General features: G+C 65.3%; 28 protein-coding genes. 18 read left to right on the forward strand and 10 right to left on the reverse strand.

Annotation, left to right across the window (positions count from 1 at the left end; all coding sequences use genetic code 11):
• Nucleotides 1-93 precede the first annotated feature (93 nt).
• The 12 genes from bchC (at nt 94) to C8J30_RS07520 (ending at nt 10,757) form a co-directional block, all read left to right on the forward strand.
• Nucleotides 94-1,038: a chlorophyll synthesis pathway protein BchC gene (gene bchC, locus C8J30_RS07465; protein ID WP_110805106.1), complete on the forward strand. Its 945-nt coding sequence runs from the start codon at nt 94-96 to the stop codon at nt 1,036-1,038.
• The gene (locus C8J30_RS07470) at nt 1,038-2,039 is read left to right on the forward strand and encodes a chlorophyllide a reductase iron protein subunit X (RefSeq protein WP_110805108.1); all 1,002 of its coding nucleotides are present in this window, start codon (nt 1,038-1,040) and stop codon (nt 2,037-2,039) included. The genes bchC and C8J30_RS07470 overlap by 1 nt, the downstream gene beginning before the upstream one ends.
• Before the next feature lie 45 nt (nt 2,040-2,084).
• The gene (gene bchY / locus C8J30_RS07475; protein WP_110805110.1) at nt 2,085-3,578 is read left to right on the forward strand and encodes a chlorophyllide a reductase subunit Y; all 1,494 of its coding nucleotides are present in this window, start codon (nt 2,085-2,087) and stop codon (nt 3,576-3,578) included.
• Entirely contained in the window at nt 3,578-5,050 is a 1,473-nt protein-coding gene (bchZ, locus tag C8J30_RS07480; RefSeq protein WP_110805112.1) for a chlorophyllide a reductase subunit Z, read from the forward strand. The genes bchY and bchZ overlap by 1 nt, the downstream gene beginning before the upstream one ends.
• A gap of 1 nt (nt 5,051) precedes the next feature.
• A complete protein-coding gene (gene pufQ / locus C8J30_RS07485) occupies nt 5,052-5,276 on the forward strand; it encodes a cytochrome PufQ (protein ID WP_110805114.1) in 225 nt (74 codons plus the stop codon).
• Between the two features lie 156 nt (nt 5,277-5,432).
• On the forward strand, nt 5,433-5,582 hold the full coding sequence (gene pufB / locus C8J30_RS07490; RefSeq protein WP_013066435.1) for a light-harvesting antenna LH1, beta subunit: 150 nt from the start codon (nt 5,433-5,435) through the stop codon (nt 5,580-5,582).
• A gap of 13 nt (nt 5,583-5,595) precedes the next feature.
• Entirely contained in the window at nt 5,596-5,772 is a 177-nt protein-coding gene (gene pufA / locus C8J30_RS07495; RefSeq protein WP_013066436.1) for a light-harvesting antenna LH1, alpha subunit, read from the forward strand.
• Nucleotides 5,773-5,904: 132 nt separating this feature from the next.
• Nucleotides 5,905-6,753: a photosynthetic reaction center subunit L gene (pufL, locus tag C8J30_RS07500; protein ID WP_110805116.1), complete on the forward strand. Its 849-nt coding sequence runs from the start codon at nt 5,905-5,907 to the stop codon at nt 6,751-6,753.
• Complete coding sequence (gene pufM / locus C8J30_RS07505) at nt 6,746-7,669, forward strand: photosynthetic reaction center subunit M (protein ID WP_110805118.1); 924 nt, start codon at nt 6,746-6,748, stop codon at nt 7,667-7,669. Before pufL ends, pufM begins: the two co-directional genes overlap by 8 nt.
• Nucleotides 7,670-7,681: 12 nt before the next feature.
• Nucleotides 7,682-7,924 (forward strand): RC-LH1 core complex protein PufX, encoded by a 243-nt coding sequence (gene pufX / locus C8J30_RS07510; protein WP_110805120.1) that lies wholly within the window; start codon nt 7,682-7,684, stop codon nt 7,922-7,924.
• Nucleotides 7,925-8,106: 182 nt separating this feature from the next.
• Complete coding sequence (gene dxs / locus C8J30_RS07515) at nt 8,107-10,032, forward strand: 1-deoxy-D-xylulose-5-phosphate synthase (protein WP_110805122.1); 1,926 nt, start codon at nt 8,107-8,109, stop codon at nt 10,030-10,032.
• Nucleotides 10,033-10,169: 137 nt separating this feature from the next.
• Entirely contained in the window at nt 10,170-10,757 is a 588-nt protein-coding gene (locus tag C8J30_RS07520; RefSeq protein ID WP_146227875.1) for a hypothetical protein, read from the forward strand.
• Here C8J30_RS07520 and C8J30_RS07525 read toward each other — a convergent pair.
• Nucleotides 10,754-11,428, reverse strand: coding sequence for an anti-sigma factor (locus tag C8J30_RS07525; protein ID WP_110805126.1), 675 nt, complete (start codon nt 11,426-11,428; stop codon nt 10,754-10,756). The genes C8J30_RS07520 and C8J30_RS07525 overlap by 4 nt on opposite strands.
• A complete protein-coding gene (locus C8J30_RS07530) occupies nt 11,425-11,970 on the reverse strand; it encodes a sigma-70 family RNA polymerase sigma factor (RefSeq protein ID WP_110805127.1) in 546 nt (181 codons plus the stop codon). The genes C8J30_RS07525 and C8J30_RS07530 overlap by 4 nt, the downstream gene beginning before the upstream one ends.
• A gap of 165 nt (nt 11,971-12,135) precedes the next feature.
• On the opposite strand from C8J30_RS07530, the gene C8J30_RS07535 reads away from it, so the two are divergent.
• Genes C8J30_RS07535 through C8J30_RS07550 form a run of 4 tightly spaced genes read left to right on the forward strand, consistent with a single transcriptional unit; the run spans nt 12,136 to nt 15,107 of the window.
• Nucleotides 12,136-12,858, forward strand: a complete 723-nt coding sequence (locus C8J30_RS07535) for a hypothetical protein (RefSeq protein ID WP_110805128.1) — start codon at nt 12,136-12,138, stop codon at nt 12,856-12,858.
• Between the two features lie 11 nt (nt 12,859-12,869).
• Nucleotides 12,870-13,406: a glutathione peroxidase gene (locus C8J30_RS07540; protein ID WP_245909725.1), complete on the forward strand. Its 537-nt coding sequence runs from the start codon at nt 12,870-12,872 to the stop codon at nt 13,404-13,406.
• A gap of 1 nt (nt 13,407) precedes the next feature.
• The gene (locus tag C8J30_RS07545; RefSeq protein WP_110805130.1) at nt 13,408-13,548 is read left to right on the forward strand and encodes a DUF2256 domain-containing protein; all 141 of its coding nucleotides are present in this window, start codon (nt 13,408-13,410) and stop codon (nt 13,546-13,548) included.
• Nucleotides 13,545-15,107: a cryptochrome/photolyase family protein gene (locus C8J30_RS07550; protein WP_110805131.1), complete on the forward strand. Its 1,563-nt coding sequence runs from the start codon at nt 13,545-13,547 to the stop codon at nt 15,105-15,107. The genes C8J30_RS07545 and C8J30_RS07550 overlap by 4 nt, the downstream gene beginning before the upstream one ends.
• Here C8J30_RS07550 and C8J30_RS07555 read toward each other — a convergent pair whose 3' ends face one another.
• The 5 genes from C8J30_RS07555 to C8J30_RS07575 all read right to left on the reverse strand — a co-directional run bounded on the left by C8J30_RS07555 (nt 15,108) and on the right by C8J30_RS07575 (nt 20,931).
• On the reverse strand, nt 15,108-16,013 hold the full coding sequence (locus C8J30_RS07555) for an ABC transporter permease (RefSeq protein WP_110805133.1): 906 nt from the start codon (nt 16,011-16,013) through the stop codon (nt 15,108-15,110).
• Nucleotides 16,006-17,013: an ABC transporter permease gene (locus C8J30_RS07560; protein ID WP_110805135.1), complete on the reverse strand. Its 1,008-nt coding sequence runs from the start codon at nt 17,011-17,013 to the stop codon at nt 16,006-16,008. Before C8J30_RS07560 ends, C8J30_RS07555 begins: the two co-directional genes overlap by 8 nt.
• A gap of 126 nt (nt 17,014-17,139) precedes the next feature.
• Complete coding sequence (locus C8J30_RS07565) at nt 17,140-18,843, reverse strand: peptide ABC transporter substrate-binding protein (protein ID WP_110805137.1); 1,704 nt, start codon at nt 18,841-18,843, stop codon at nt 17,140-17,142.
• Between the two features lie 71 nt (nt 18,844-18,914).
• Complete coding sequence (locus tag C8J30_RS07570; RefSeq protein ID WP_110805139.1) at nt 18,915-19,913, reverse strand: ABC transporter ATP-binding protein; 999 nt, start codon at nt 19,911-19,913, stop codon at nt 18,915-18,917.
• Nucleotides 19,906-20,931, reverse strand: coding sequence for an ABC transporter ATP-binding protein (locus C8J30_RS07575; RefSeq protein ID WP_110805373.1), 1,026 nt, complete (start codon nt 20,929-20,931; stop codon nt 19,906-19,908). The genes C8J30_RS07570 and C8J30_RS07575 overlap by 8 nt, the downstream gene beginning before the upstream one ends.
• 227 nt (nt 20,932-21,158) lie before the next feature.
• Here C8J30_RS07575 and C8J30_RS07580 point away from each other — a divergent pair, with 227 nt between their 5' ends.
• Nucleotides 21,159-22,499, forward strand: coding sequence for an NAD(P)/FAD-dependent oxidoreductase (locus tag C8J30_RS07580; RefSeq protein WP_110805140.1), 1,341 nt, complete (start codon nt 21,159-21,161; stop codon nt 22,497-22,499).
• Nucleotides 22,500-22,571: 72 nt separating this feature from the next.
• Nucleotides 22,572-23,738: a M20 aminoacylase family protein gene (locus C8J30_RS07585; protein ID WP_110805142.1), complete on the forward strand. Its 1,167-nt coding sequence runs from the start codon at nt 22,572-22,574 to the stop codon at nt 23,736-23,738.
• Nucleotides 23,739-23,889: 151 nt separating this feature from the next.
• Here C8J30_RS07585 and C8J30_RS07590 read toward each other — a convergent pair whose 3' ends face one another.
• The 3 genes from C8J30_RS07590 to kynU form a co-directional block, all read right to left on the reverse strand.
• Nucleotides 23,890-24,297, reverse strand: a complete 408-nt coding sequence (locus tag C8J30_RS07590; protein ID WP_110805144.1) for a universal stress protein — start codon at nt 24,295-24,297, stop codon at nt 23,890-23,892.
• A 107-nt stretch (nt 24,298-24,404) separates the two neighbouring features.
• Nucleotides 24,405-25,406, reverse strand: a complete 1,002-nt coding sequence (gene moaA / locus C8J30_RS07595; RefSeq protein WP_110805146.1) for a GTP 3',8-cyclase MoaA — start codon at nt 25,404-25,406, stop codon at nt 24,405-24,407.
• A gap of 71 nt (nt 25,407-25,477) precedes the next feature.
• Nucleotides 25,478-26,674, reverse strand: coding sequence for a kynureninase (gene kynU, locus C8J30_RS07600; protein ID WP_110805148.1), 1,197 nt, complete (start codon nt 26,672-26,674; stop codon nt 25,478-25,480).
• Nucleotides 26,675-26,684: the final 10 nt, after the last annotated feature.

The raw sequence follows: 26,684 nt of genomic DNA on the forward strand, positions 1-26,684 counted from the left end.
TCTAATCAAATTGACAGTCGGGCGTGTAAGTTCAATGATACACACAGGCGTGATCAGCCCGACTCTCCGGCTCGATCATACCGGGAGCACGTAATGGAAACGCAAGTCGTCATAATGTCCGGGCCGAAGGCCATCTCGACGGGCACCGCCGGTCTGACCGACCCCGGACCGGGGGATCTCGTTGTAGACATCGCCTACTCTGGCATTTCGACTGGCACCGAGAAATTGTTCTGGCTCGGCACCATGCCACCCTTCCCGGGCATGGGATACCCGCTTGTTCCTGGCTATGAAAGTTTCGGCGAGGTCGTTCAAGCCGCCCCCGACACCGGCTTCCGACCGGGCGATCACGTCTTCGTACCCGGCGCAAACTGCTTTACCGGCGGCGTGCGCGGGTTGTTCGGTGGGGCCTCCAAACGTCTTGTCACGGCCGCGTCGCGGGTCTGCCGCCTCGATGCCGCGATCGGACCCGAGGGGGCCCTGCTGGCACTCGCCGCGACCGCGCGTCATGCGCTTGCGGGCTTCGACAATGCTCTTCCCGATCTGATCGTGGGTCACGGCACGCTGGGCCGTCTGCTCGCGCGTCTGACCCTCGCTGCCGGTGGCAAGCCGCCGATGGTGTGGGAAACCAATCCTGCGCGTCGCTCGGGCGCGGTGGGCTACGAGGTTCTGGACCCCGAAGCCGACCCCCGTCGCGACTACAAGGCCATCTATGACGCCTCGGGCGCGCCCGGTCTGATCGACCAGCTCGTCGGGCGTCTGGGCAAGGGCGGCGAACTGGTGCTGTGCGGGTTCTATACCGTGCCGGTCAGCTTCGCCTTCGTCCCTGCCTTCATGAAGGAAATGCGCCTGCGCATCGCCGCCGAATGGCAGCCGGCCGACCTGTCGGCCACGCGCGCGCTGATCGAAAGCGGGGCGCTCTCGCTCGACGGTCTCATCACGCATCGTCGCCCCGCGGCGGAAGCGGCCGAGGCCTATCAGACCGCTTTCGAAAATCCTGACTGCCTGAAGATGATCCTTGACTGGAAAGATGCAAAATAATGACTGACGCACCCAACCTGAAGGGATTTGACGCCCGCCTGAGGGAAGAAGCCGCCGAAGATCCGACGCTCGAAATCCCCGAGCATCCGCCGACCAAGAAGACGCAGATCATCGCGATCTACGGCAAGGGCGGTTCGGGCAAGTCCTTCACGCTTGCGAACCTCAGCCACATGATGGCCGAAATGGGCAAGCGCGTGCTGCTCATTGGCTGCGACCCGAAATCGGACACGACCTCGCTCTTGTTCGGCGGCAAGAACTGCCCGACGATCATCGAAACCGCGACGAAGAAGAAACTCGCGGGCGAGGAAGTGAAAGTCGGCGACGTCTGCTTCAAATCGGGCGGTGTCTTCGCGATGGAGCTTGGCGGGCCGGAAGTCGGTCGCGGCTGCGGTGGGCGGGGCATCATCCACGGCTTCGAGCTTCTTGAAAAGCTCGGCTTCCATGATTGGGATTTCGACTTCGTCCTGCTCGACTTCCTCGGCGACGTGGTCTGCGGCGGTTTCGGTCTGCCGATCGCCCGCGACATGGCGCAAAAGGTGATCGTGGTCGGCTCGAACGACCTGCAGTCGCTCTATGTCGCCAACAACGTCTGCAACGCGGTCGAGTATTTCCGCAAGCTCGGCGGCAATGTCGGCGTGGCGGGGATCGTGATCAACAAGGATGACGGCACCGGCGAGGCGCAGGCTTTCGCGGAGGCGGCGGGCATTCCGGTTCTGGCCGCGATTCCGGCCGACGAGGAACTGCGCCGCAAGTCGGCCGCCTATCAGATCGTCGGCACCCATGCGACGCCCTGGGGCAAGCTGTTTGAAGAACTCGCGGGCAATGTTGCCGATGCGCCGCCGCTGCGGCCGCGCCCTCTGACGCCCGATGCGCTTTTGGGTCTCTTTGAGACGGATGAGGAATATCGGATCGTCGATCTGGTTCCGGCGACCGACGAAGACCTGCGTGGCTCGAACGCCGCGCCGAAGCAATCTCTGGAAGTGATCTACGACGATGTCTGACTGCACTGCCGTTGAAATCCGGACCGCTTGCATGGGGGGCCGGACATGACCGATCTTCCGCAAGCCGAAGGCGGCTGTGGCGCGGGCAACGAACGTCTGGCCGCTCAGGCCGCCGCTTCGGGCAATGCCGAGCTGATGGCGCGGTTCAAGGCCGACTATCCGGTCGGGCCGCATGACAAGCCGCAGACGATGTGTCCGGCCTTCGGCGCGCTGCGCGTGGGCCTGCGGATGCGTCGCGTCGCCACTGTTCTTTGCGGCTCGGCCTGCTGCGTCTACGGGCTGTCGTTCATCTCGCACTTCTACGGCGCGCGGCGCTCGGTGGGCTATGTGCCCTTCGATTCCGAAACGCTCGTCACCGGGAAGCTGTTCGAAGACGTCCGGGCCTCGGTCCATGATCTGGCCGACCCCGCGCGTTACGATGCGATCGTCGTCATCAACCTCTGCGTGCCCACCGCTTCGGGCGTGCCGCTGCAGCTGTTGCCGAACGAAATCAACGGCGTTCGCGTTGTGGGCATCGACGTGCCGGGCTTTGGCGTGCCGACGCATGCGGAAGCCAAGGACGTGCTCTCGGGCGCGATGCTCGCCTATGCGCGGCAGGAAATCATGGCGGGGCCGGTGCCTGCGCCGGTCTCTGGCCGGTCGGACCGCCCGACCGTCACGCTGCTGGGCGAGATGTTCCCGGCTGATCCGATGGTGATCGGGGCAATGCTGGCACCGATGGGGCTGGCCGTGGGGCCGACCGTGCCGATGCGCGACTGGCGCGAGCTTTATGCCGCGCTCGACAGCAAGGTGATTGCGGCGATCCATCCGTTCTACACCTCGGCGATCCGGCAGTTTGAAACCGCTGGCCGCGCCATCGTCGGCTCGGCACCGGTCGGCCATGACGGCACGATGGAATGGCTCGCCAATATCGGCCGCGCCTATGACGTCTCGGCTGACAAGATCGCCGCCGCGCAGAACGCCTTTGGTCCGGCGATCAAGGGTGCCATTGCGGGCGCGCCGATCAAGGGGCGGATCACCGTCTCGGGCTACGAGGGCTCGGAACTGCTGGTGGCGCGTCTTCTGATCGAATCCGGTGCCGAAGTGCCCTACGTCGGCACGGCCGCCCCCCGCACGCCCTGGAGCGCCTGGGACAAGGAGTGGCTCGAGGCGCGGGGCGTGGTGGTCAAATACCGTGCCAGCCTCGAAGACGATTGCGCCGCGATGGAGGGTTTCGAGCCCGATCTGGCCATCGGCACGACGCCCTTGGTGCAAAAGGCGAAATCGCTGGGGATCCCCGCGCTTTACTTCACCAACCTGATCTCGGCCCGGCCGCTGATGGGGCCTGCGGGCGCCGGATCGCTGGCGCAGGTGATGAATGCCGCCATGGGCAACCGTGAGCGCATGGGCAAGATGAAGGCCTTCTTCGAGGGCGTGGGCGAGGGTGACACCGCCGGGATCTGGCAGGATACGCCGAAGCTTTACCCCGACTTCCGCGAACAACAGCGCAAGAAGATGGAAAAAGCCGCCAAACTGGCCAAAGCCGAGGAGATGATCTGATGTTTCTCCTCGATCACGACAGGGCAGGGGGCTATTGGGGCGCGGTTTATACCTTCTGCGCCGTCAAGGGCCTGCAAGTGGTCATCGATGGGCCGGTGGGGTGTGAAAACCTGCCGGTGACCTCGGTGCTGCATTACACCGACGGGCTGCCGCCGCATGAATTGCCGATCGTCGTCACCGGGCTCGGCGAGGCCGAGCTGGGCCGCGACGGCACCGAAGGCGCGATGAGTCGGGCGTGGAAGACGCTTGACCCGCTGCTGCCCTCGGTCGTCGTCACCGGCTCGATCGCCGAGATGATCGGCGGCGGCGTGACGCCGCAGGGCACGAACCTGCAGCGCTTCCTCGCGCGCACCATCGACGAAGACCAGTGGCAATGCGCCGACCGCGCGATGACCTGGCTCTTTACCGAGTACGGCATGACCAAAGGCCGGATGCCGGGCGAGCGGATGCGCCCCGAAGGGGCGAAGCCGCGGGTCAACATCCTCGGGCCGATGTACGGCGCCTTCAACATGGCCTCGGACCTGCACGAGATTCGCCGTCTGGTTGAGGGAATCGGGGCCGAGGTGAACATGGTCTTCCCGCTCGGGACTCACCTGAGCGAGGTCCGAAACTTGGTGAATGCCGACGTGAACGTCGTCATGTACCGCGAATTCGGCCGGAACCTGGCAGAGATTCTCGGCAAACCCTATCTGCAGGCGCCGATCGGGCTCGAGAGCACGACGAAGTTCCTGCGCAGCCTTGGCGAACTGCTCGGATTGGACCCCGAGCCCTTCATCGAGCGCGAAAAACATGCAACTTTGAAGCCCTTGTGGGATCTGTGGCGATCTGTCACGCAAGACTTCTTCGCGACGGCGAGCTTCGGAATCTGCGCCACCGAGACCTATGCCCGCGGCATAAAAGCCTATCTCGAGGGCGATCTGGGCCTGCCTTGCGCCTTTGCGGTGGCCAGAAAGGCCGGAGAGAAGACGAAAAGCGACGAAGTTCGCGGTTTGATCCGCCAAACTCGCCCTCTGGTGGTGTTTGGCTCGATCAACGAGAAGATTTACCTGGCCGAAACCAAGGCCGGTCACGGCCCTGCGGCCTCGTTCGTGCCCGCCTCCTTCCCCGGAGCGGCAATCCGCCGCGCGACGGGCACCCCCTTCATGGGTTACATGGGTAGCGTCTACCTGCTGCAAGAAATCTGTAACGGACTGTTCGACGCGCTCTTCAATATCCTGCCGCTTGCTTCCGAAATGGACAGTGCCGCGGCAACGCCTGCTACCTTGCGTCGTGACATGCCCTGGGATGCGGATGCACAGGCAGCTCTGGACCGGATCGTGTCGCAACACCCGGTTCTGACACGGATTTCGGCGGCCAAGTCGCTGCGTGATGCGGCCGAGAAGGCGGCCCTCGATCAGGGGGCCGAGAGAGTGGTTCTAGAAATGGTCGAAGCCCTCGGGGATGCGACCATGGATCGGAAGGGGGGGAACTGAAATGCAAAGTCAACGTCTTCGCGCTCATGGCGTCCACCATGTCGACCGTGTGCCGCGGCCCGAGTTCGCCCTTTACTTCACGCTGATCCTGATCGTTGCGGTGCCTTTCGCGCTCGTCGGCTGGGTCATGTCTCTGGTGCGGGAACGCCGTGTCCCCGAGTGCGGGCCCTTCGCCCGTGCCTGGCGCGAGGCCGGCGAGATCACGCCCGAGATTTTCCGGCCCTGAGCCGGTGAGGAATTCCGGCGGGGGCCATATCCCCGACGGTTCGAGTTCTCCACGGGTGGGATGAGCCCCTCGTGGTGGAAATGCGGGATGGCAGGTGCCATTTCGTTTGCCCAGCCGCAGGGAATGCGGCGTCAGTCTGCCAATCCGGAGGTTGTTATGGCTGATAAGAACGACCTGAGCTTCACAGGTCTTACCGACGAGCAAGCGCAAGAACTGCATGCCGTCTACATGAGCGGGCTGTCGGCGTTCATCGCCGTCGCGGTGCTCGCCCATCTGGCGGTCATGATCTGGCGTCCGTGGTTCTGAGGAGAAACTGAAAATGTCCAAGTTCTATAAAATCTGGCTCGTTTTCGACCCCCGTCGCGTGTTCGTGGCTCAGGGCGTGTTCCTGTTCCTGCTCGCGGTGCTGATCCACCTGATCCTGCTCTCGACCCCCGCTTTCAACTGGCTGACCGTTGCCACTGCCAAGCATGGCTACGTGGCTGCTGCCCAGTAAGCGTTACTGAGCGTTGCGGGCGGGGCGAGGGTCTCGCCCCGCCCGCGACCATACCGCAAGACGCAACCCATCGGCACGATCTGAGGCCTTTTGCCGGGCCAAGGACCGTCCCGCAACAGCGGAGACACGGGCATGGCTTTGCTCAGCTTCGAACGAAAATACCGTGTGCCGGGCGGCACCTTGATTGGCGGGAGCCTTTTCGACTTCTGGGTCGGACCCTTCTATGTCGGGTTCTTCGGGGTCACCACCATCTTCTTCGCCACGCTCGGCTTTTTGCTTATCCTTTGGGGAGCCGCGATGCAGGGCACGTGGAACCCCCAACTGATCTCCATCTTTCCGCCGCCGGTGGAAAATGGTCTGAACGTGGCCGCGCTCGACAAGGGCGGTCTTTGGCAGGTTATCACCGTCTGCGCGACGGGGGCTTTCTGCAGCTGGGCGCTGCGTGAAGTCGAAATCTGCCGCAAACTCGGGATTGGCTTCCATATCCCGGCCGCCTTCTCGATGGCGATCTTCGCCTATCTGGTGCTGGTCGTGATCCGTCCGATGCTGATGGGGTCGTGGGGCTATGCCTTCCCCTATGGGATCTGGACGCACCTCGACTGGGTCTCCAACACCGGCTACACCTACGGCAACTTCCACTACAACCCGTTCCACATGCTGGGCATCAGCCTGTTCTTCACCACCGCCTGGGCGCTGGCGATGCACGGGGCTCTGATCCTTTCGGCGGCCAACCCCGTCAAAGGCAAGACGATGCGGACGCCGGACCACGAGGACACCTACTTCCGTGACCTCATCGGCTACTCGCTCGGTACGCTCGGCATCCACCGCCTCGGCCTGCTTCTCGCGCTGAACGCGGTGTTCTGGTCGGCCTGCTGTATGCTCGTCTCCGGCACCATCTACTTCGATCTGTGGAGTGACTGGTGGTACTGGTGGGTGAACATGCCGTTCTGGGCTGACATGGCAGGAGGCATCAATGGCTGAGTATCAGAACTTCTTCACCCAAGTGCAGGTGAGCGGTGAGCCCGAAATGGGGCTCAAGGAAGGGGTCGACACGTTCGAACGCACCCCCGCCACCTTCGTGAGCCTGCTCGGCTGGATGGGGAACGCCCAACTCGGGCCGATCTATCTGGGCATCGCCGGCATCACCTCGCTCGCTTTCGGCGCGGCTTGGTTCATGACGATCGGGGTCTGGTACTGGTATCAAGCCGGTTTTGATCCCTTCATCTTCATGCGCGACCTGTTCTTCTTCAGCCTGGAGCCGCCGCCGGCCGAATACGGTCTTGCGATTGCTCCGCTGAAACAAGGTGGCGTGTGGCAGATCGCGTCGCTGTTCATGGCGATCTCGGTCATCGCGTGGTGGGTCCGTGTCTATACCCGCGCCGAACAACTCGGCATGGGCAAGCACATGGCCTGGGCCTTCCTGTCGGCCATCTGGCTGTGGTCGGTCCTCGGCTTCTGGCGCCCGATCCTGATGGGGTCCTGGAGCTATGCTCCGCCCTACGGCATCTTCTCGCACCTCGACTGGACCAACCAGTTCTCGCTCGACCACGGCAACCTGTTCTACAACCCGTTCCACGGCCTCTCGATCGCTTCGCTCTACGGCTCGGCGCTCCTGTTCGCCATGCACGGCGCGACCATTCTTGCGGTGACCCGCTTCGGTGGTGACCGCGAACTCGAACAGATCGTCGACCGCGGGACCGCTTCGGAACGCGCCGCCCTGTTCTGGCGCTGGACGATGGGCTTCAACGCCACCATGGAAGGCATCCACCGCTGGGCGATCTGGATGGCCGTGATGGTGACGCTGACCGGTGGTATCGGCATCCTGCTCTCGGGCACCGTTGTCGACAACTGGTATGTCTGGGCGCAAGTCCACGGCTATGCCCCCGTGACCCCGTAAGGAGAAGAGACCATGTCCATGTTCGACAAACCCTTCGACTACGAAAACGGTTCCAAGTTCGAGATGGGACTCTGGATCGGTCGTCAGATGGCCTATGGTGCCTTCCTCGGCTCGATCCCCTTCCTGCTCGGCCTCGGCCTGGTGATGGGGTCCTACGGTCTCGGCCTGATGCTTCCCGAGCGGTCGCACCAGACGCCGACGCCCTACCCGAACACCAGCGAAATCGTGGTGATGCACACGACCGACGTCGTGTAAGACCCCTTCCCCCGGCCGCGCGTCGATGCGCGCGGCCGGGGTATTCCGTTCCGGGCCAAGGCTCCGGAAACTCCGGGGCCCACAGCCCCGAATCCCTTCCCTGTTAATTCAGGCACCTGGTGCCGCAGGTCCGACCCCCGCGGCACCCTTTTAGACCAGAAGGCTCATCGGAGGACGCAACCATGAGCGCCACGCCATCCCGCACCCCCCATCTTGACCGCGTGACCGGTCCCGCCGATCTGAAGGCGATGAGCATTGCCGATCTGACGGCGCTCGCCTCCGAAGTCCGGCGCGAGATCGTCGAAGTGGTCAGCCAGACCGGGGGGCATCTTGGTTCCTCGCTTGGCGTCGTCGAGCTTTCGGTCGCGCTGCATGCGGTCTTCAACTCGCCCGGCGACAAGCTGATCTGGGACGTGGGGCACCAATGCTATCCGCACAAGATTCTGACCGGTCGCCGGTCGCGCATGCTCACGCTGCGTCAGGCGGGCGGGATCTCGGGCTTCCCGAAACGGTCGGAAAGCCCGCATGACGCCTTTGGCGCGGGCCATTCCTCGACCTCGATCTCGGCCGCTTTGGGCTTTGCAGTCGGTCGGGAACTCGGTCAGCCGGTCGGTGACACGATCGCCATCATCGGGGACGGCTCGATCACCGCGGGCATGGCCTACGAGGCGCTGAACCACGCCGGCCACCTGAAATCGCGCATGTTCGTGATCCTGAACGACAACGACATGTCGATCGCCCCGCCCGTGGGCGCGCTGCAGCATTATCTGAACACGATCGCCCGTCAGGGTCCGTTCGCGGCGCTGAAAGCCGCCGCCGAGGGGATCGAAATGCATCTGCCCGGCCCGGTGCGCGATGGCGCACGTCGCGCGCGGCAGATGGTCACCGCCATGCCCGGCGGCGCGACGCTCTTTGAAGAACTCGGCTTCGACTATATCGGTCCGGTTGACGGGCATGACATGGCGGAACTGGTGGAAACGCTGCGCGTCACCCGCGCCCGCGCGTCGGGTCCGGTGCTGATCCACGTCTGCACCACCAAGGGCAAGGGCTATGCCCCCGCCGAAGGCGCCGAGGACAAGCTGCATGGCGTGTCGAAATTCGACATCGAGACCGGCAAGCAGAAGAAATCGATCCCGAATGCGCCGAACTACACCACTGTCTTCGGTCAACGCCTGACCGAGGAAGCCGCCCGCGATCAGGCGATCGTGGCGGTGACGGCGGCGATGCCGACGGGCACCGGTCTCGACATCATGCAAAAACGCTTCCCGCGCCGCGTCTTTGACGTGGGTATCGCGGAACAGCATGCGGTGACCTTTGCCGCGGGCATGGCGGCCTCGGGGCTGAAGCCCTTCTTGGCGCTCTATTCGAGCTTCGTGCAGCGCGGCTATGACCAGCTCGTGCATGACGTTGCGCTGCAAAACCTGCCGGTGCGGCTGATGATCGACCGCGCGGGTCTGGTCGGGCAGGACGGGGCGACCCATGCCGGGGCGTTTGACGTTTCCATGCTGGCGAACCTGCCGAACTTCACCGTGATGGCCGCCGCCGACGAGGCGGAGCTGTGCCACATGGTCGTGACCGCGGCGGCGCATGACAGCGGCCCGATCGCGCTGCGCTATCCGCGCGGCGAGGGGCGCGGCGTCGAGATGCCCGAACGCGGCGAAGTGCTGGAAATCGGCAAGGGCCGGGTGCTGACCGAAGGCACCGAGGTCGCGATCCTGTCCTTTGGCGCGCATCTCTCGCAGGCGCTGAAGGCGGCCGAGATGCTGGAAGCCGAGGGGGTCTCGACCACCGTGGCCGATGCGCGCTTCTGCCGTCCGCTCGACACCGATCTGATCGACCGGCTGCTCGACACCCACGCGGCGCTGATCACCGTCGAGCAGGGCGCGATGGGCGGCTTTGGCGCGATGGTTCTGCACCATCTGGCTCGCACCGGACAGCTGGAAAAGGGCCGCGCCATTCGGACGATGACGCTGCCCGATCGCTACATCGATCACGGTTCGCCCGAGGAGATGTATGCCTGGGCCGGTCTGACCGCCGAGGATATCCGCGACACCGCGATGGCGGCGGCGCGGCCGTCGAAAGCGGTGCGGATCGTTCACAGCGCGTAAGCGCGGCTTGTGCATCCTTGCGCGGACGGGACGGAATTTCGTCACGTCTGCGCAAAATGCTTGCCTGCGACAAGTTGTACATGAGACAGTCGGACAGGATCTCGCGGTCGGGCGGGGTCTGCAGTCGGGCGAATCTCTTGAAATTCCAACAAGTTTACTACGTGCTTGATCCGGAAAGCCGGATTCTGTGGATCGGCGGCGAATGGGACGAGTTTGCGCTGGCAAATGGCGGTTCGGGCGCGCGCTCGAACGCCGTGCTGGCCACGCCGCTTGCCCATCATGTGGCAGGGGTCGAAACGCGGGCGGCGCTGGCGCGGATGATCGACGCCGTGCGCGCGGTGCAGGGGCCATTGCGCATCGACTATCGCTGCGACAGCCCGACGCTGCTGCGCCGTTTCCAGATGACGATCCAGCCGATGAAGGACGGTCGCGTGCTGATGGTGCATGACCTGCGCGATGCCCGCGGTTTCGAGGAGGCGCTGCCGCACTGGCATGCCGACGAAGCGGCCGAGGCGCGGAAATGCTCGTTCTGCGGTGCGGTGCATCAGCCCGGACAGGGCTGGAATTTTGCCGAGGATCTGGGCGCGGATCACCCCGCGGCGGTCGATTACGTCATCTGCCCGGGATGCCGCGCGCAGATCGACGAAGTGGTGACAAGCCTGCACCAGCGCCGCGCGCCCAGCACCCCGATGACGGGCGGCTTTGGTCCCGGCGTGGAAGGCTAGATCCGCCGCAGCGCCGCCTTGGCGACCAGCGGCCCGGTCGCGACGCCCTCAGGGGCGCCGCCCAAAGGTTCCTCGGTGATGGCGAGCGTCGCATCGGCCAGCATCGGCCGGATCGCTTCCGGGATCGGCATCGCCGCCTTGCCTTGACGCGGCATCACGCCGAGCGAAATCGGCGCGGCGTTGCCCGCGATCACCCAAAGCTCGAAATCATGCCCCGGCGCGGGCGCATCGCCGCCCATCGAGACCCGCATCTCGCCCGTCTCGCTGTCGTAAAGCGCCGCCAGCCGCACCGCGCCATCCTGGGACACCATGTCCGACACCAGCAGCGGCCCGCGCGCGGGCAGGATCGGCTCACCGAGCGTCAGCAGCGCTGCGAGAAAGGCGACCGAGAGCCCCGAAGCCCCGGCGAGCCAGCGCCAGAGCCCGGCCCCCGTCCGCTCGGGTCTCCCGAAGACCCGCGTCTCGACACCGCCCCAGACCCGACCGGGCGGGGCCACCGGCGTCACCTCGTCGGCCAGCGGATCGAAGCGGCTTTCCCAGCGGGCCACCTCGCGCGCGAAATCCGGATCGGTCGCGATCCGCCGCACCGCCGCCTGCCGTTCCGTGCCGGGCAGCGTGCCCAGCACATATTCGCCCGCCAGCGCGATATCGTCCTGCCGCAACCCGCTCATCCTTCCAGACACTCCCGCAGCGAGATCAGCGACCGGCGCAGCCAGGACCGCATCGTGTTGAGCGGCACGGCAAAGCGCTCGGCCAGTTCCAGATAGCTTTCGCCCTCCACATAGGCCCTTCGCACGGCTTCGGCGCGGGTGGTGTCAAGGCGCGTCATGCAATCGTCAATCCGCCGCCCTTCCGAGGCGCGGATCGCCGCCGCTTCGGGGCCGGGGGCCTCGGCGGGCAACTCTTCCAGTGCCTCGACGCCGATCTCGCCGCCCTTGCGCCGCCGCAGCCGGTCGATGCACAGGTTGCGCGTGACCGAATTGAGCCAGGCGGCGGGGCTCGCCACCTCCGGCACATAACGGTCGGCATTCATCCAGATCTTCACGAACACATCCTGCAAGGCATCCTCCGCTTCCCGGCGGTCCTTGAGGAGACGCAGGCAGAGGCCAAAAAGTTTCGCGCCCTGCACGGAATAAAGCCGCTCGAAGGCCGCACGGTCGGCCAGCGCCACCCGCGCCAGCAGATCGCCCAGATCCTGTCCTGCATCCGCCATCTGATCCGGTTGCCTTTCGCCGCTTTTGTCGTTTCGGACGCAACCTTTTGCCCGCCGGTTGCGTCTTGTCGAGAGGAGAATGCCACGAGGCCCGCCGCGATGACAACCGCCGCGGTTGCACTTGGCGGCAACGCCCCGCAGGATGGGCGCAAAGGGAGGACGAGGATGGACCGCAAGCTGCTGGCGCCCTTGACGCTGATCGTCGCTTTGACCTTTGCCGGATCGCCGTTCCTCTCCGAGGGCTTTCGCGGCTTCACGCCGTCGCAATTCCCGGTCGTCGCCGATCGCTGGCCGGTGCAGCCGGTGGGCTGGGCCTTCTCGATCTGGGGGGCGATCTATCTGTGGCTGATCGTGGGGGCGGGTTACGGGCTCGTCCGGGCATGGCGCAACCCGGACTGGCAGGAGATGCGGCTTGCGCTGATCCTGTCGCTGGCGGTCGGCAGCTTCTGGATCACGGTGGCGAACCTGCAGCCGGTGCTGGCGACGGTGATGCTGATCTTCATGGCCGCGACCGCGAGTGCCGCCTTTCTGCGGGCGCCGACCGGCAAAGGCGGGGCCGGGCTTTGGGCGGCGGGACCGGTCGGGCTTTATGCGGGCTGGGTGACGGCGGCCTGTGGCGTCGCCATCGCGATCACTTTGGGCGGGCAGGGGGTGTTGACCGGCCAGCAGGCGGCCTATCTGTCGCTGACGGGGGTCATTCTTGCCGCGCTGATCGTCGTCTGGCGCCGCCCCGAGGTGCCAAGCTACGCCTTTGGCGCAGGCTGGGCGCTCTTTGGGGTGATCGTGTCGAATGCCCGGGCGGGGGACTGGCCGGTGCTCTCTCTCGCGGCTGGCGGGCTTTTGCTCGTGACGGCAACGCTTCTTTTGCGCAGGAGGAAACTGCAATGAATCTCAAGCTGATGGCAGCCGCGGTCCTGACCGGTTTCGGGGCGCTTTCCACCCCTGCCGTGCAGGCGCAGGAGGCGGCGGCGCCGACCTTCACCTTCCCCTCGATCGAGGGCGGCGTGATCGACACGGCTGCTTATCGCGGTCATCCGGTGCTGGTCGTCAACACCGCCTCGCTCTGCGGGTTTACCCCGCAGCTGGAAGGGCTGCAGGCGCTGCACAAGGTCTGGGGGCCGAAGGGGCTGATCGTGCTCGCCGTGCCCTCGGACGATTTCAAGCAGGAGCTGGACAGCGGCAAGGAAGTGTCGGAGTTCTGTACCGTCACCTATGGCATCACCTTCCCGATGGCCGACATCACCCATGTGCTCGGCGACGAGGCGCATCCGTTCTACAAATGGCTGAAGGAGACGCAGGGCTTTGTGCCGCGCTGGAACTTCAACAAGGTGCTGCTCGATGGCAATGGCAAGGTCGTGGCCACCTGGGGCTCGATGACGAAGCCCGAAGGCAGCGCGATCCGTGGCGCCTTCGAGCCGCTTTTGCCGCAAAGCTGAGATGGCGAAGAGGGTCCAAAAGGGCGATCTGCCGCAAAAGCTCTGTGCCTGCTGCGGTCGCCCGTTCACCTGGCGCAAGAAATGGGCGCGGGATTGGGAGAACGTCCGGTTCTGCTCGGACCGTTGCCGCCGCGCGCGATGAGGCTGGTTTTCATCTTGGGCGATCAGCTCACGCGGGGGATCTCGTCGCTCGACGGGCTCGACCCCGCGCGCGATGTCGTGCTGATGGTCGAGGTCGCGGCCGAGGCCACCTATGTCCGCCATCACAAGCAGAAACTGGTGCTGGTCCTCTCGGCGATGCGCCATTTTGCCGAGGAGTTGCGGGCCGAGGGGATCACGGTCGATTACGTCCGTCTTGATGACCCCGAAAACCGTCAGGATTTCAGTGCGGAACTGGCCCGTGCCGTCGCCCGGCATCGGCCCGAGGCGGTTGTGGTGACGCATCCGGGCGAATGGCGGGTGCTGCAGCTGATGCAGGGTTGGTCCGAGGCGCTTGGCGTGCCGGTCGAGATCCGCGACGATGATCGCTTCCTGTGTCAGCCCACGGAATTCGCGCGGCTGACCACGGCGGGCAAGACCGGGCGGATGGAGTATTTCTACCGCGAGATGCGGCGGCGCACCGGGCTGTTGATGGAGGGCGCAAAGCCCCTCGGCGGCAAATGGAATTACGACGCCGAGAACCGCAAGGCGCTGCCGCGCGGCCATCGCGCACCGAAGCGCAAGCGCTTTGCCCCCGATGCGGTGACGGCCGAGGTGATGACCTTGGTCGAGACCCGGTTTGTGGATCACTTCGGCACGCTTGATCGCTTCGGCTGGCCGGTGACGCGGACCGAGGCGCTTCTGGCGCTTGATGATTTCCTGCGCGTCGCTCTGCCGTCTTTTGGCGATTGGCAGGATGCGATGCAGGCGGGGGAGGATTTCCTCTATCATTCCCTGATCGCGCCCGCGCTGAACATCGGGTTGCTGACCGCGCTCGAGGTCGCGGCAGCGGCGGAACGGGAATACCTTGAGGGCAGGGCGCCCCTCAATGCGGTCGAGGGCTTCATCCGGCAGGTGATCGGCTGGCGCGAATTCGTGCGCGGGATCTATTGGACCGAGATGCCCGGCTATGCGCAAACGAATGCCTTGAACGCGACGCGGCCGCTCCCGTCGTTCTACTGGACCGGCGACACGCGGATGCGCTGCATCGCCGAGGTGGTCCGGGGCACGCGCGAGAATGCCTATGCCCATCACATCCAGCGCTTGATGGTGACGGGCAATTTCGCGCTGCTGGCCGGGATTGCGCCTGCCGAGATCGAGGACTGGTATCTCGCCGTCTATGCCGATGCCTTCGACTGGGTGGAGCTGCCGAATGTGCATGGCATGGTGGCGCATGCGGATGGCGGGCGGCTGGGGTCCAAGCCCTATGCGGCGGCGGCGGCCTATATCGGGCGGATGTCGGATTACTGCCGCGGCTGCGGTTATGATGCGAAGGCGCGGACCGGGCGGAATGCCTGCCCGATGAATACGCTCTACTGGAATTTCCTGATCACCCATCAGGCCCGGTTCGGCAAGAACCCCCGCATGGCGCTGCCCTACAAGGCTTTGGCCGCGATGGGGGAGGGGGAGCGGGCCGCGATCACCGCCGAGGCCGCGGCGTTCCTTGCGAAAATGAAAACGCCGGAGGCAGAGCCCCCGGCGCAGATCTCGATGCCGTGGTGATCAGCGGCCGCGAATGCGCGGATCAAGCGCGTCGCGCAGCCCGTCGCCGATGTAGTTGACCGAGAGCACCGTCAGCGAAATCGCGATGCCGGGCAGGATCACCCGCATCGGGTACAGCTGGATCTGATCGACGGCGTCGAACAGAAGCCGCCCCCAGGTCGGGAAGTCCGGCGGGAAGCCGAGGCCCAGGAACGACAGTGCCGATTCCGTGATGATCGCCGAAGCGATGCCAAGCGTGGCCGAGACCATGATGGGCGACATCACGTTCGGCAGGATGTGGCGCAGCACGAGCCGATGCGCGGGCGTGCCGATCGAGCGCGCCGCCAGAACGAATTCGCGTTCCTTCAGCGCCAGCACCTCGCCGCGCACGATCCGCGCGGTCTGCATCCAGGAGGTCGCCCCGATCGCGGTGACGATCAGCAGGAAAATCCCGCCCTCGGGGCCGAAGCCTTTCGACAGCGGATCGCGGAACAGCGTCACCATCAGCAGCAGCAAGGGCAGCAGCGGCAGGGCAAGGAACAGGTCGGTCAGCCGCATCAGATGCCCGTCGAGCCGCTTGAAATAGCCCGCCAGCACGCCGATTGCCGCGCCAAGGAAGATCGAGAGCGACATCGCGGTCAGACCGACCGAGATCGAGACCTTGCCCCCCGCCATCATCCGCGCGAGCAGGTCGCGGCCCAGCTGGTCGGTGCCCAGGGGATGGGCGAGCGAGAAGCCCTTGTTGCGGGCGCGGAAGTCGACATAGGTCGGGTCCATGTGCCAGACGAGCGGCCCGATCAGGATCAGGCCGAGGATCGCCACGAAGATCGTCAGGCCGACCAGCGCGCCTCTGTGGGTCTTGAACTGGTCCCAGACATCCCACCACTGATTGCGGGGCGGGCGGATTTTGGTGGTGGTGTCAGTCATAACGGATCCGCGGGTCGAGGATGCCATAAAGCAGGTCGGCAATCAGGTTGAAGAGCACGATCAGCACGGCAAAGATGAAGGTCAGCGTCATCACCATCGGCAGGTCGTTGGCATGGATGGCGAGGATCAGCTGCTGGCCGAGCCCGTTCACCTTGAACACCTGCTCGGTGATGATCGCCCCGCCAAAGATCGAGGGCACGCCCAACGCGATCACGGTGACGACGGGGATGAGCGAGTTGCGCAGCACGTGGATCAGCACGACGACGCGCTCGGTCAGGCCCTTGGCGCGGGCGGTGCGGACGTAATCCTGCCCGAGGTTGTCGAGCATGGATGAGCGCATGAACCGCGAGATCTGCGCCGCGTTGAACAGCGACAGCACCGTGACCGGCATCACCATCTGCTTGAGCTGCTTGGTGAAACTGGCCCAGTCGGTGACCTGCAACGTGGTGTCGTAGACCATCGGAAACCATTGCAGCTTGACCGCGAAGATCACGATCAGCACGACGCCGGTAAAGAAGGTCGGCACCGAAAAGCCGATCATCGAGATGAAGGTGCCGAGGTTGTCGAACCAGGAATACTGTCGATAGGCGGAGAGGATGCCGATGGGCACTGCGATCAGCACGCCGATCACGTAAGCCGAACCGACGACGATCAAGGTTTGCGGCATGCGCTGCGCGATGATGTCCATCACCGGCTGACGCGACTGGAACGAGATCACGCGCTGCATGTCATCGGCCATGTGGGTGCCGAACAGAGTGTCCCACAGATGCATCGGCTCGATCCAGAACATCTGCTTGAGCCAGAGGAAATAGCGGATGTACCACGAGGCATCGAGGCCAAGCGCGGTGCGCATCTTCGCCTTCACTTCGGGCGGCACGGTCAGGGGAACCTCGCCCAGAGGGTCGCCGGGGGCGGCCTCGAGCAGCAGGAAGATCACCAAAGAGATGATCAGAAGCGTCGGGATCGCGATCAGCAATCGTCGCATCGTATACTGGAACATCGGCGCCTCGGCTCGTCTCTCGTGTCTCTCGGGGGGTGGCGGGGGGCGCCGGGCCAACGGCCCGGCGCCCCCCGCCCGGGTCGGACCGGCCTTGCCGGTCCGACCTCACGGTCTCTCATGCTGCGATCACTTCGCCCGCGACCAGTCGGCCACGTTCCAGTATTCGCTGTCCCAGGCGTTCATGTCGACGCCCACGAGGGTGTTCGACACGGCCGAGAAGCGGGCCCGGTTCGCCAGCGGCACGGTGACCATCGCATCCTTGGTGACCATGTCGTTGAGCTTCTTGATCTGGTCGGCACGCTTGGCCGGATCGGCGGTGGTCAGCATTTCCTTGATCAGCGCGTCATAGTCCGGGTTGCAGAAGCGCGGGATGTTCTCGCCCTGCCACTGGTCTTCCGGCTTCGGCGCCTTTTCACAGGTCAGCTGTGCCAGATAGGCCTGCGGGTCGGTCCCGTCCCATTCGTTCGCGAACATCTGCACGTCGGCGTAGAACTTCTGGAACGTGTCGGGCGAGCCTGCATCGCCGCCGAAGAACACGGACGGATCGATCTGTTTCAGCTCGACTTCGACGCCGATGTCGTTCCACCACTGCTTGATCATCGCCTGGAAGTTCTGGCGGATCGGGTTGACCGAGGTCTGATAGACGAGGCTCAGCTTCTTGCCGTCCTTGTCGCGGATGCCGTCGCCGTCGCTGTCGGTCCAGCCCGCTTCATCGAGCAGCTTCTTCGCGCCTTCCACGTCCTGCGTCAGGCAGCCGGTGTTGTCCGACGCGAACATCTCGGGCGCGGGCACCAGGTTGCAGGTCGGGCGGGCGGCTTCGCCATAGCCGATTTCCACCAGCAGCGAGCGGTCGATCGCTTTCGACAGCGCTTCGCGCACGCGGATGTCCGAGAAGATCGGATGCGGATGCTTGGCGGTCGAGCGCTCCCCCTCGGGCAGGGCCGAGGAGGCGTCGGTCATGTTCAGTTCGAGCCGTTCCACAAGGCCGCCGTAAGCGGTCATGAACTTGCCCTTGCCGGCGGCGATCATCTGCGCCTGCACCTCGGGCTCGATCTGGGTGTTCCAGCCATAGTCGTATTCGCCGGTTTCCATCACGGCGCGCGCGGTCGACATCGCGTCGTTGCCGCCCTTCAGCGTGGCGGTGGCGAAGGCCGGTTTTGCCGGATCGCGGTAGTTCGGGTTGGCGACGAAAACCGCCACGTCATTGGTCTTGAAGTCGGTGACCACGAACGGGCCGGTGCCGATCGGCTTGAAGTTCGCATCGGTGCAGCTCGAGGCATTCGCGCCGAGGCATTTCTCGAACTGTTTCTTCTGCAGGATGGGGGCAAGGGCGCCGACGAAGGCCGAATAGGGGTTCGTCTTCGGTTCCTTGAAGCTGATCTTCACGGTCAGCGGATCGACGGCTTCGATCTTGTCGATGCCTTCGAATTTCGACAGCTGCGCGCAGCCGCCGGCCGGGTCCATGCAGTATTGGCCGGTGAAGACCACGTCATCGGCGGTGAAATCGGTGCCGTCCGACCATTTCACGCCCGGCAGCAGTTTCCAGGTGATGGTCTTGCCATCGGCCGAGACGCCACCGTTTTCCAGCGTCGGAATCTCGACGGCCAGACGCGGCATCATCGTGCCATCGGGCTTGTAGGAGGCCAGCGGTTCCGAGACCATCGAGGAGGCGTTGATGTCCTTGGTGCCCGAGGACAGGTACTGGTTCATCGTCGAGGCAGCCTGCGACTGGATGATCTTCAGCTCACCGTCCGAGCCGCGTTCGGCGAACGCGGCAGGCGCGAAGGCCAGCAAAGCGGCGGCCCCCATCAATGCGGTCTTGAGTTTCATGCGTCCTCTCCTTCGTTGGATGCAGAGATCACGTTTGCTCGGGCTTCCCGCCCGGTCACTTCGCGCCGCCGTTACCCGGCGGTCTGATTGTGCAGATGGCAGGCGGTGAAATGACCCGGCGCCACTTCGCGGAACTCGGGTTCCACCGACCGGCACAGATCCATCACCTTCGGGCAGCGGGTGCAGAAATTGCAGCCCTTGGGCGGATTGGCGGGCGAGGGCACATCGCCCTTGAGGATGATCCGCTGCCGGGTGCTTTCGGCATTCGGGTCGGGCTCGGGCACGGCCGACAAGAGCGCCTGCGTGTAGGGATGCAGCGGCGCCTCGTAAAGCGCATCGCGGGTGGCCAGTTCGACGATCCGGCCCAGATACATCACCGCCACGCGGTCGGCGATGTGGCGCACCATCGACAGGTCGTGGCTGATGAAGAGATAGGTCAGCCCGAGGCTGTCCTGCAGCTCTTCAAGCAGGTTCACCACCTGCGCCTGAATCGACACGTCAAGCGCCGCGATCGGCTCGTCGCAGACGATGAAGCGCGGATTGAGCGCAAGCGCCCGGGCAATGCCGATGCGCTGGCGCTGGCCGCCGGAAAACTCGTGCGGATAGCGGTTGGCGAAATCGCGGTTCAGCCCGACCTTGTCCATCAACTCGTAGATCCGGGCGAGCTTTTGCGGCTTCGTGAGCGTCGTGTGCTCGTCAAGCGGCTCGCCGATGATCCCGGCCACCGTCATGCGCGGGTTGAGCGACGCCTGCGGGTCCTGAAACACCATCTGCATCTTCGGCCGCATCGCGCGCAATTCGCTCGGCGGCGCGGCCAGAACATCCTCGCCGTCGATCGTCACCGAGCCCGCGGTCGGTTCGTAAAGCCGCAGGATCGCCCGGCCGCAGGTCGATTTCCCGCAGCCCGATTCGCCCACCAGCCCCAGCGTCTCGCCTTCGTAGATGGTGAAGGTCACGTCATCGACGGCCTTCACATCGCCGACCTTGGCGCGGAACAGCCCCGCCGTGATCGGGAAATACATCTTCAGCCCTTCGACCTCGACCAGAGGCCGCTTGCCGCCGTCAAACATGGGCTTTCTCCGTCACTTCCTTGCGCGGGGCATTCGCGTCGAAATCCCAAAAACAGGCCGCATCATGGCCCGGGCCGACATCATAACGTGCCGGGTTGGCCGCGTCGCAAGCCGAAAAGCGCAAGCTGCAGCGGTCGCGGAACGGACAGGCGGCGGGCGCGGCGCGCAGGATCGGCGGCTGGCCCTCGATCACGTTCAGTTTCTCGGCCCGCTCGCCGCGCACGGAGGGCACCGTTTGCAACAGCGCGCGCGTGTAGGGGTGGCGGGGCTTGGCGAAGACTTCCTTCACCGTGCCATGTTCGACGATCTGGCCGCCATACATGACCATGATCCGGTCGGCGATGCCCGCGATCACGCCCAGATCATGGGTGATCCAGATGATCGCCATGCCGAGCTTCTGGCGAAGATCCTTCACCAGTTCAAGGATTTGCGCCTGAATCGTCACATCGAGCGCGGTCGTCGGTTCATCCGCGATCAGCACTTTCGGATCGCAGGCGAGCGCGATGGCGATCATCACCCGCTGCCGCATCCCGCCCGAGAACTGGTGCGGGAAATCTTTCAGCCGTCGCCCGGCGTCGGGGATGCCCACCAGCTCAAGCAGCTCCTGTGCCCGCACCTGCGCCTGCGCCTTGGTCATGCCCATGTGCTTCATCAGCGGCTCGCGCAGCTGATAGCCCACGGTGAAGACCGGGTTGAGCGAGGTCATCGGGTCCTGAAAGATGAAGCCGACGCCGGGGCCACGCACGGCACGCAGCTGGGCGGGGGTGCATTTGAGCAGATCAAGCCCGTCAAACATCACGCGGCCGTCCCGCACTTCGGCGGGGGGGCTGGGCAGAAGCCCGATCAGCGACATCATGGTGACGGATTTGCCCGAGCCCGACTCGCCGACGACACCCAGCAATTCGCCGGGTTTCAGATCGAACGAGACAGAGTTGACGGCATGCACCTCGCCGCCACGGGTGCGAAAGATCGTCTTGAGGTTCGTCACCTCGAGCACGGGCTGCGCTTCCTCGCGCATGGCGTCCCCCAGTCTTTGTATTTGCAGCGTTTCTTGGCGCTGGTTCTTCTTGGCGATCACCAAGTGGTGAACGAATTTTACCGAGTGTTAGAGATTTTCCCGCCCAGTGCAAGCGCTAACGCTGGGGAAGCCCTGCGGCCCGCGCATGTCGCTTGCCCGCGCGTCCGGGCTTGACCTTGGCCGGTTCGCGGTCAAGCCTTCCCCATCCCGACCCGAAGGAGCGCCCGATGCCGTTTGTGATTTCGCTCAATGATCCTGTCCGTTTTTCCGCCGCCTTGCCCAAGGCCGCCGATGTGGTGGTGATGGGCGCGGGGGTCGCTGGCGTGATGGCCGCTCATTATCTTGCGCGCGCCGGGCGTCGGGTGGTGGTTCTTGAAAAAGGCCGGGTGGCGGGCGAGCAATCTTCGCGAAACTGGGGCTGGATCCGGCAACAGGGCCGCGATCCGGCGGAATTGCCGATCATGCAGGAAGCGATCCGGCTCTGGGAGGAGATCGCGGCCGAGCTTGGCCCCGAACTTGGCTTCCGCCGCTGCGGTGTCGCCTATCTTTCCGACAAGCCCGCCGCGGCGGAGGGCTTCGCGGCCTGGGTCGATTTGGCGCGGGCGCATGGGCTCGAAAGTCATCTGCTTGGGCGGGCGCAACTGGCCGCAGCGATTCCCCATGCCACGAATTGGGTCGCGGGACTCATCACGCCGTCCGATGCGCGGGCCGAGCCTTTCGTCGCCGTGCCGATGCTGGCTGCGCGCGCGGTGCGGGCGGGGGTGACGGTGATCGAGCATTGCGCGGTGCGGGCACTGGATATCGTTGGCGGGCAGCTGGCGGGCGTCGTCACTGAAAACGGCCGCATCGCTTGCGAGCAGGTTCTGGTGGCGGCGGGGGCCTGGTCCTCGCTCTTCCTGCGCCGGCACGGGCTGAGCCTGCCGCAGCTGCTCGTCCGCTCGACCGTGGCGCAGACCGTGCCCCTGCCCGAGATCACGCAAGTGTCGGGCGTCGATGATGTCTTTGCCTGGCGGCGGCGGCTCGATGGCAGCTACACGGTCGCGCCCGGGACCTCGCACGACTTCTACATGGGGCCGGATGGGCTGCGGCATTTCCGGAAATACATGCCGCAGATGGCCCGCGATCTGTCGAAGACCTCGATCCATCCGCGCGCGCCCGAGCCGGGCTGGCCTGATGGCTGGACAACGGCGCGGATGTGGTCGGAGGATCGCGAAAGCCCGTTCGAGCGGTGCCGGATTCTCGACCCCGCGCCGAACCGGGTGTTCCTGCACAATGTCCAGCGCGCTTTCGGCCGCGCCTTCCCGTCTCTGGGCGAGCCGAAGCTGGTGCGCGACTGGGCCGGGATGATCGACGTGATGCCCGACACCGTGCCGGTTCTGGATGCCGCGCCGCTGCCCGGGCTTTTCGTCGCCACCGGGCTCTCGGGGCATGGGTTCGGGATCGGCCCCGGCGTCGGCCGGGTGATGGCCAGCCTGATGACCGGGCAATCTCCCGGCCATGATCTGAGCCGCTTCCGCTGGGGCCGTTTTACCGACGGATCAAAAATCGACCTCGGCCCCACCTTCTGACCTTGCCAAGGGCGGGCGTCCCTGCCAGCCTGCCCGGGCGATCCTGCCGTTTTCCATAGGAAGAGCAAGCACATGCCTGTCAAGAACCGCTTCGCCGAACTGCTGCCCGAGATCACTGCCTGGCGGCGCGACATTCACGAAAACCCGGAACTTCTGTACGAGGTGCACCGCACCGCCGCCAAGGTCGCGGGGCTTCTGCGCGACTTCGGCTGCGACGAGGTGGTCGAGGGGATCGGCCGCACCGGCGTCGTCGGCGTGATCAAGGGCCGCAGCGATACGGCGGGCCGGGTGGTGGGCTTGCGCGCCGACATGGATGCGCTGCCGATCGTGGAACAGACCGGGGCGGCGCATGCCTCGAAAGTGCCGGGCAAGATGCATGCCTGCGGCCATGACGGCCACACCGCGATGCTGCTGGGCGCGGCCAAGTATTTGGCCGAGACACGGAATTTCGACGGCACGGCGGTTGTCATCTTCCAGCCCGCCGAAGAGGGCGGCGGCGGCGGCAAGGCGATGGTCGACGATGGCATGATGGAGCGCTGGGGCATTCAGGAAGTCTATGGCATGCACAACATGCCGGGCTTCCCGGTCGGCAGCTTCGCGATCCGCCCCGGTGCGATGATGGCCGCGACCGATCAGTTCGACATCGTGGTGACCGGCAAGGGCGGCCACGCCGCGAAACCGCATGAATGCATCGACACGACGCTGGTGGCGTCTCATATCGTCGTCGCCATGCAGCAGATCGCGTCGCGCAATGTCGATCCGCTGAAGCAGATCGTCGTCTCGATCTGCACCTTCCGCACCGAGAGCGAGGCTTATAACGTGATCCCGCAGACGGTGCATCTGAAGGGCACGGTCCGCACGCTGGATGCGACGATCCGCGATTTCGCCGAAGGGCGGGTGAAGGAAGTGGCCGAGGGCATCGCTGCCGCGCATGGGGCGACGGTCGAGATCCGCTATATCCGCGGCTATCCGGTGACGATGAACACGCCCGAAAACACCGAGTTCGCGATCGACGTCGCGCAGGCGGTGTCGGGGCAGGTCGACACGTCGATGGCGCCGATGATGGGCGGCGAGGATTTCTCCTACATGCTGAACGCGCGGCCGGGTGCCTATATCTTCCTTGGCAATGGCGACAGCGCGATGGTGCACCACCCGGCCTATGATTTCGACGACAGCGCGATCCCCTTCGGGTCGAGTTGGTATGCGGGGATGGTCGAAAGCCGGATGCCCGCCGCCTGAGACGCGAAAGGGGGGCGCTGCCCCCCTCTTTGCCTTTCGGCAAATTCACCCCCCGGCATATTTGAGCCAAGAAAAAGATCATCGGTTTTTTCTTGGTTCAAATGCGCCGGGGGGACGGCCGCGAGGCCGCGGGGGGCAGAGCCCCCCTTCCTTACCGCAGCACCATCACCGAGCAGGGCGCGTGGCGCACGACGCGGGCGGCGGTCGAGCCGATCAGGAAATCGCCAAATCCCGGCCGATGTCCGGCGATCACGATGCAGTCGGCGCCGATCTCTTCGACCAGATCCAGGATCTCGTTCGCCGCATGGCCTTGGCGCAGCACCCCCGCGCCATTTTCGAATTCGTTTGCCAGCGCGTCGAGCTGGTTTTGCAGCGTCTGGCGCAGGTCGGCGTCATAGCCCTCGGGCATGTAGGAAATCGCATAGCCGGGCACGTCGGCCATCACATGCACGATGGTAATGCGCGCCCCCGGGGCCGCCAGCGTCCGCGCGACATTGAGCGCGGTGTCAGGGTTGTGTTCGGCATCGAAGGCGACGGGAACGATGATATTGGAATACATGGCGGACTCCTTTGAAGGCGTCGTTACGGATGAGCTCATATTGCCCGGAAAATGGGCGGGCACCTTGATACAGGTCACGCTTTCTGTCCGGTACTGCGCCGCGATTGTCAGCCTCCGGTGTGGTTCATGCCGCGCCCGACCTGCCCCGAGGCGCCGGACAGCCCATAAGCGAAATCATGCCCGCGCGGCTTGCGCCCGATCGCGGTGCGGATGGCATCAAGCAGGGCAGCATCGCCCTCAGAGCCGCGCAGCGGGCCGCGCAGATCGGTGCCGCCCTCCTGACCGAGACAGGGGTAGAGCGTCCCGGTGGCGCTGATCCGCACCCGGTTGCAGCTGTCGCAAAAGCCGTGGCTGAGGGGGGTGATGAAGCCGATCCTTTGCCCGGTTTCCGCGGCCCGGACATAGCGCGCAGGCCCGCCGGTGGTTTCGGGCAGATCGCTCAGCGTCAGATGTTCGGACAGTCGCGCCCGCACCTCCGCCAAGGACAGGAAGGTGGCGGCGCGGTCGGTCATCGGCATTTCGCCCACCGGCATCACTTCGATGAAGCTCAGATCATGGCCCTCGGCCCCGGCCCAAGTGGCCAGATCGATCAGCTCGTCCTCGTTCACGCCGCGCAGGGCGACGGTGTTGATCTTCACCCGCAGCCCGGCCGCTTTCGCGGCGGCGATGCCTGCCAGCACCGTGGCCAGATCGCCGCGCCGGGTGATCGCCGTGAACCTCGCAGGGCGCAGGCTGTCGAGCGACACATTCACCCGTTTCACCCCGCAGGCGGCCAGATCGGCGGCATGGGGGGCGAGCGTCGAGCCATTCGTGGTCAGCGTCAGCTCGCGCAGCGCGCCCGTTTCCAGATGCCGCGACAGCGCCCGAAACAGGCTCATCACGTTGCGGCGCAACAGGGGCTCGCCGCCGGTGATGCGCAGCTTCTGCACGCCAAGGCCGATGAAGGCGGTGCAGAGCCGGTCCAGCTCTTCGAGGCTCAGAAGATCGGCGCGCGGCAGGAACTGCGTGCCCTCGTCCATGCAATAGCTGCAGCGAAAGTCGCACCGGTCCGTCACCGAGACCCGCAGGTAGGTGATCCGTCGCGCGAAAGGGTCGATCAGGCGTTCCATGCCTTGAAGGTAGGCGAGCCGCCGCCGCCCGGCAAGGCCCGGCCGCGGCGGCTTGTCGCGGGCTTGCGACCTCAGGTCACTTTCGCCCGGGCGTGGAATTCGGGCCGGTCCCAGGCCCGGGTCGCCATCACCTCGGTCAGGATCGCGGTGGCGCGGTCGATCTCGGCCTCGCCGATGTAAAGCGGCGTGACGCCGAAGCGCAGGATGTCCGGCGCCCGGAAATCGCCGATCACGCCGCGGGCGATCAGCGCCTGCATGATCGCATAGCCCTGCGGATGGGCGAAGCTGACTTGGCTTCCGCGGGTGGCGGGATCGCGCGGGGTGACAAGGGTCAGATCGGGGCAGGCGGTTTCGACGGCGGCGATGAAGCGCGAGGTCAGTTCGATCGAGCGGGCGCGGATCTCGGCCATCGAGACGCCGTCCCAGACATCGAGCGCCGCGTCGAGCGCGGCGAGTTGCAGCACCGGCGGCGTGCCGACCCGCATCCGCGCCGTGCCGGGGGCGGGGCGATAGCCGGGCTCGAAGGCAAAGGGCGCGTCATGGCCGAGCCAGCCCGAAAGCACCGGCTGCACCTGCGCCGCGTGACGGGGGGCGACATAGATGAAGGCCGGGCCGCCGGGGCCGGAGTTCAGGTATTTGTAGGTGCAGCCCGCCGCGAAATCGGCGCCCGCACCGGCCAGATCGACCGGCACCGCACCGGCAGAATGGGCAAGGTCCCAGAACGCAAGCGCCCCCGCGGCATGGGCCTTGGCGGTCAGCGCTTTCATGTCGTGCTTGCGCCCGGTGCGGTAATCGACCTCGGTCAGCATGGTGACGGCGATGGTCTCGTCGATCGCGGCCTCGACCTCTTCGGGGGCGACGACGCGCAGTTCGTAGCCCTGACCGAGAAGCCCGGTCAGCCCCTGCGCCATGTAAAGATCGGTCGGGAAATTGCCGCTGTCGGACAGGATCACCCGACGCGCGGGGCGCAGTTGCAGCGCCGCGTCGAGCGCCTGAAACACCTTGATCGACAAGGTATCGCCCAGCGTCACCGCCCCCGGCTCCGCCCCGATCAGCCGCCCGATCCGGTTGCCCAGACGCTCGGGCAGGTCCATCCACCCGGCCTTGTTCCAGGCGGTGATCAGCATCGCCCCCCATTCGGCGCGGATCGCGGCCTCGACCCGCGCGGGTACCGCCCGCGGCAGCGGGCCAAGCGAATTGCCGTCAAGATAGATCACCCCTTCGGGCAGATCGAAAAGCGCCTTGGTGGCGGTAAAATCGGTGGTCATCGCGGTCTCC

The sequence above is a fragment of the Rhodobacter viridis genome, assembly GCF_003217355.1.
Taxonomy (GTDB): domain Bacteria; phylum Pseudomonadota; class Alphaproteobacteria; order Rhodobacterales; family Rhodobacteraceae; genus Rhodobacter; species Rhodobacter viridis.

Bases quoted from the DNA above. Each gene is read 5' to 3' on its own strand.
- C8J30_RS07555 (WP_110805133.1), bottom strand. From the start codon at position 16,013: ATGACTGACACCACCACCAAAATCCGCCCGCCCCGCAATCAGTGGTGG.
- dxs (WP_110805122.1), top strand. From the start codon at position 8,107: ATGAGCGCCACGCCATCCCGCACCCCCCATCTTGACCGCGTGACCGGT.
- C8J30_RS07535 (WP_110805128.1), top strand. From the start codon at position 12,136: ATGGACCGCAAGCTGCTGGCGCCCTTGACGCTGATCGTCGCTTTGACC.
- C8J30_RS07550 (WP_110805131.1), top strand. From the start codon at position 13,545: ATGAGGCTGGTTTTCATCTTGGGCGATCAGCTCACGCGGGGGATCTCG.
- C8J30_RS07540 (WP_245909725.1), top strand. From the start codon at position 12,870: ATGGCAGCCGCGGTCCTGACCGGTTTCGGGGCGCTTTCCACCCCTGCC.
- kynU (WP_110805148.1), bottom strand. From the start codon at position 26,674: ATGACCACCGATTTTACCGCCACCAAGGCGCTTTTCGATCTGCCCGAA.
- pufX (WP_110805120.1), top strand. From the start codon at position 7,682: ATGTCCATGTTCGACAAACCCTTCGACTACGAAAACGGTTCCAAGTTC.
- C8J30_RS07530 (WP_110805127.1), bottom strand. From the start codon at position 11,970: ATGGCGGATGCAGGACAGGATCTGGGCGATCTGCTGGCGCGGGTGGCG.
- C8J30_RS07545 (WP_110805130.1), top strand. From the start codon at position 13,408: ATGGCGAAGAGGGTCCAAAAGGGCGATCTGCCGCAAAAGCTCTGTGCC.
- C8J30_RS07525 (WP_110805126.1), bottom strand. From the start codon at position 11,428: ATGAGCGGGTTGCGGCAGGACGATATCGCGCTGGCGGGCGAATATGTG.
- pufQ (WP_110805114.1), top strand. From the start codon at position 5,052: ATGCAAAGTCAACGTCTTCGCGCTCATGGCGTCCACCATGTCGACCGT.
- C8J30_RS07570 (WP_110805139.1), bottom strand. From the start codon at position 19,913: ATGTTTGACGGCGGCAAGCGGCCTCTGGTCGAGGTCGAAGGGCTGAAG.
- pufL (WP_110805116.1), top strand. From the start codon at position 5,905: ATGGCTTTGCTCAGCTTCGAACGAAAATACCGTGTGCCGGGCGGCACC.
- pufA (WP_013066436.1), top strand. From the start codon at position 5,596: ATGTCCAAGTTCTATAAAATCTGGCTCGTTTTCGACCCCCGTCGCGTG.
- C8J30_RS07565 (WP_110805137.1), bottom strand. From the start codon at position 18,843: ATGAAACTCAAGACCGCATTGATGGGGGCCGCCGCTTTGCTGGCCTTC.
- C8J30_RS07585 (WP_110805142.1), top strand. From the start codon at position 22,572: ATGCCTGTCAAGAACCGCTTCGCCGAACTGCTGCCCGAGATCACTGCC.
- C8J30_RS07575 (WP_110805373.1), bottom strand. From the start codon at position 20,931: ATGCGCGAGGAAGCGCAGCCCGTGCTCGAGGTGACGAACCTCAAGACG.
- C8J30_RS07470 (WP_110805108.1), top strand. From the start codon at position 1,038: ATGACTGACGCACCCAACCTGAAGGGATTTGACGCCCGCCTGAGGGAA.
- bchY (WP_110805110.1), top strand. From the start codon at position 2,085: ATGACCGATCTTCCGCAAGCCGAAGGCGGCTGTGGCGCGGGCAACGAA.
- bchZ (WP_110805112.1), top strand. From the start codon at position 3,578: ATGTTTCTCCTCGATCACGACAGGGCAGGGGGCTATTGGGGCGCGGTT.
- pufB (WP_013066435.1), top strand. From the start codon at position 5,433: ATGGCTGATAAGAACGACCTGAGCTTCACAGGTCTTACCGACGAGCAA.
- C8J30_RS07560 (WP_110805135.1), bottom strand. From the start codon at position 17,013: ATGTTCCAGTATACGATGCGACGATTGCTGATCGCGATCCCGACGCTT.
- C8J30_RS07590 (WP_110805144.1), bottom strand. From the start codon at position 24,297: ATGTATTCCAATATCATCGTTCCCGTCGCCTTCGATGCCGAACACAAC.
- pufM (WP_110805118.1), top strand. From the start codon at position 6,746: ATGGCTGAGTATCAGAACTTCTTCACCCAAGTGCAGGTGAGCGGTGAG.
- C8J30_RS07580 (WP_110805140.1), top strand. From the start codon at position 21,159: ATGCCGTTTGTGATTTCGCTCAATGATCCTGTCCGTTTTTCCGCCGCC.
- moaA (WP_110805146.1), bottom strand. From the start codon at position 25,406: ATGGAACGCCTGATCGACCCTTTCGCGCGACGGATCACCTACCTGCGG.
- bchC (WP_110805106.1), top strand. From the start codon at position 94: ATGGAAACGCAAGTCGTCATAATGTCCGGGCCGAAGGCCATCTCGACG.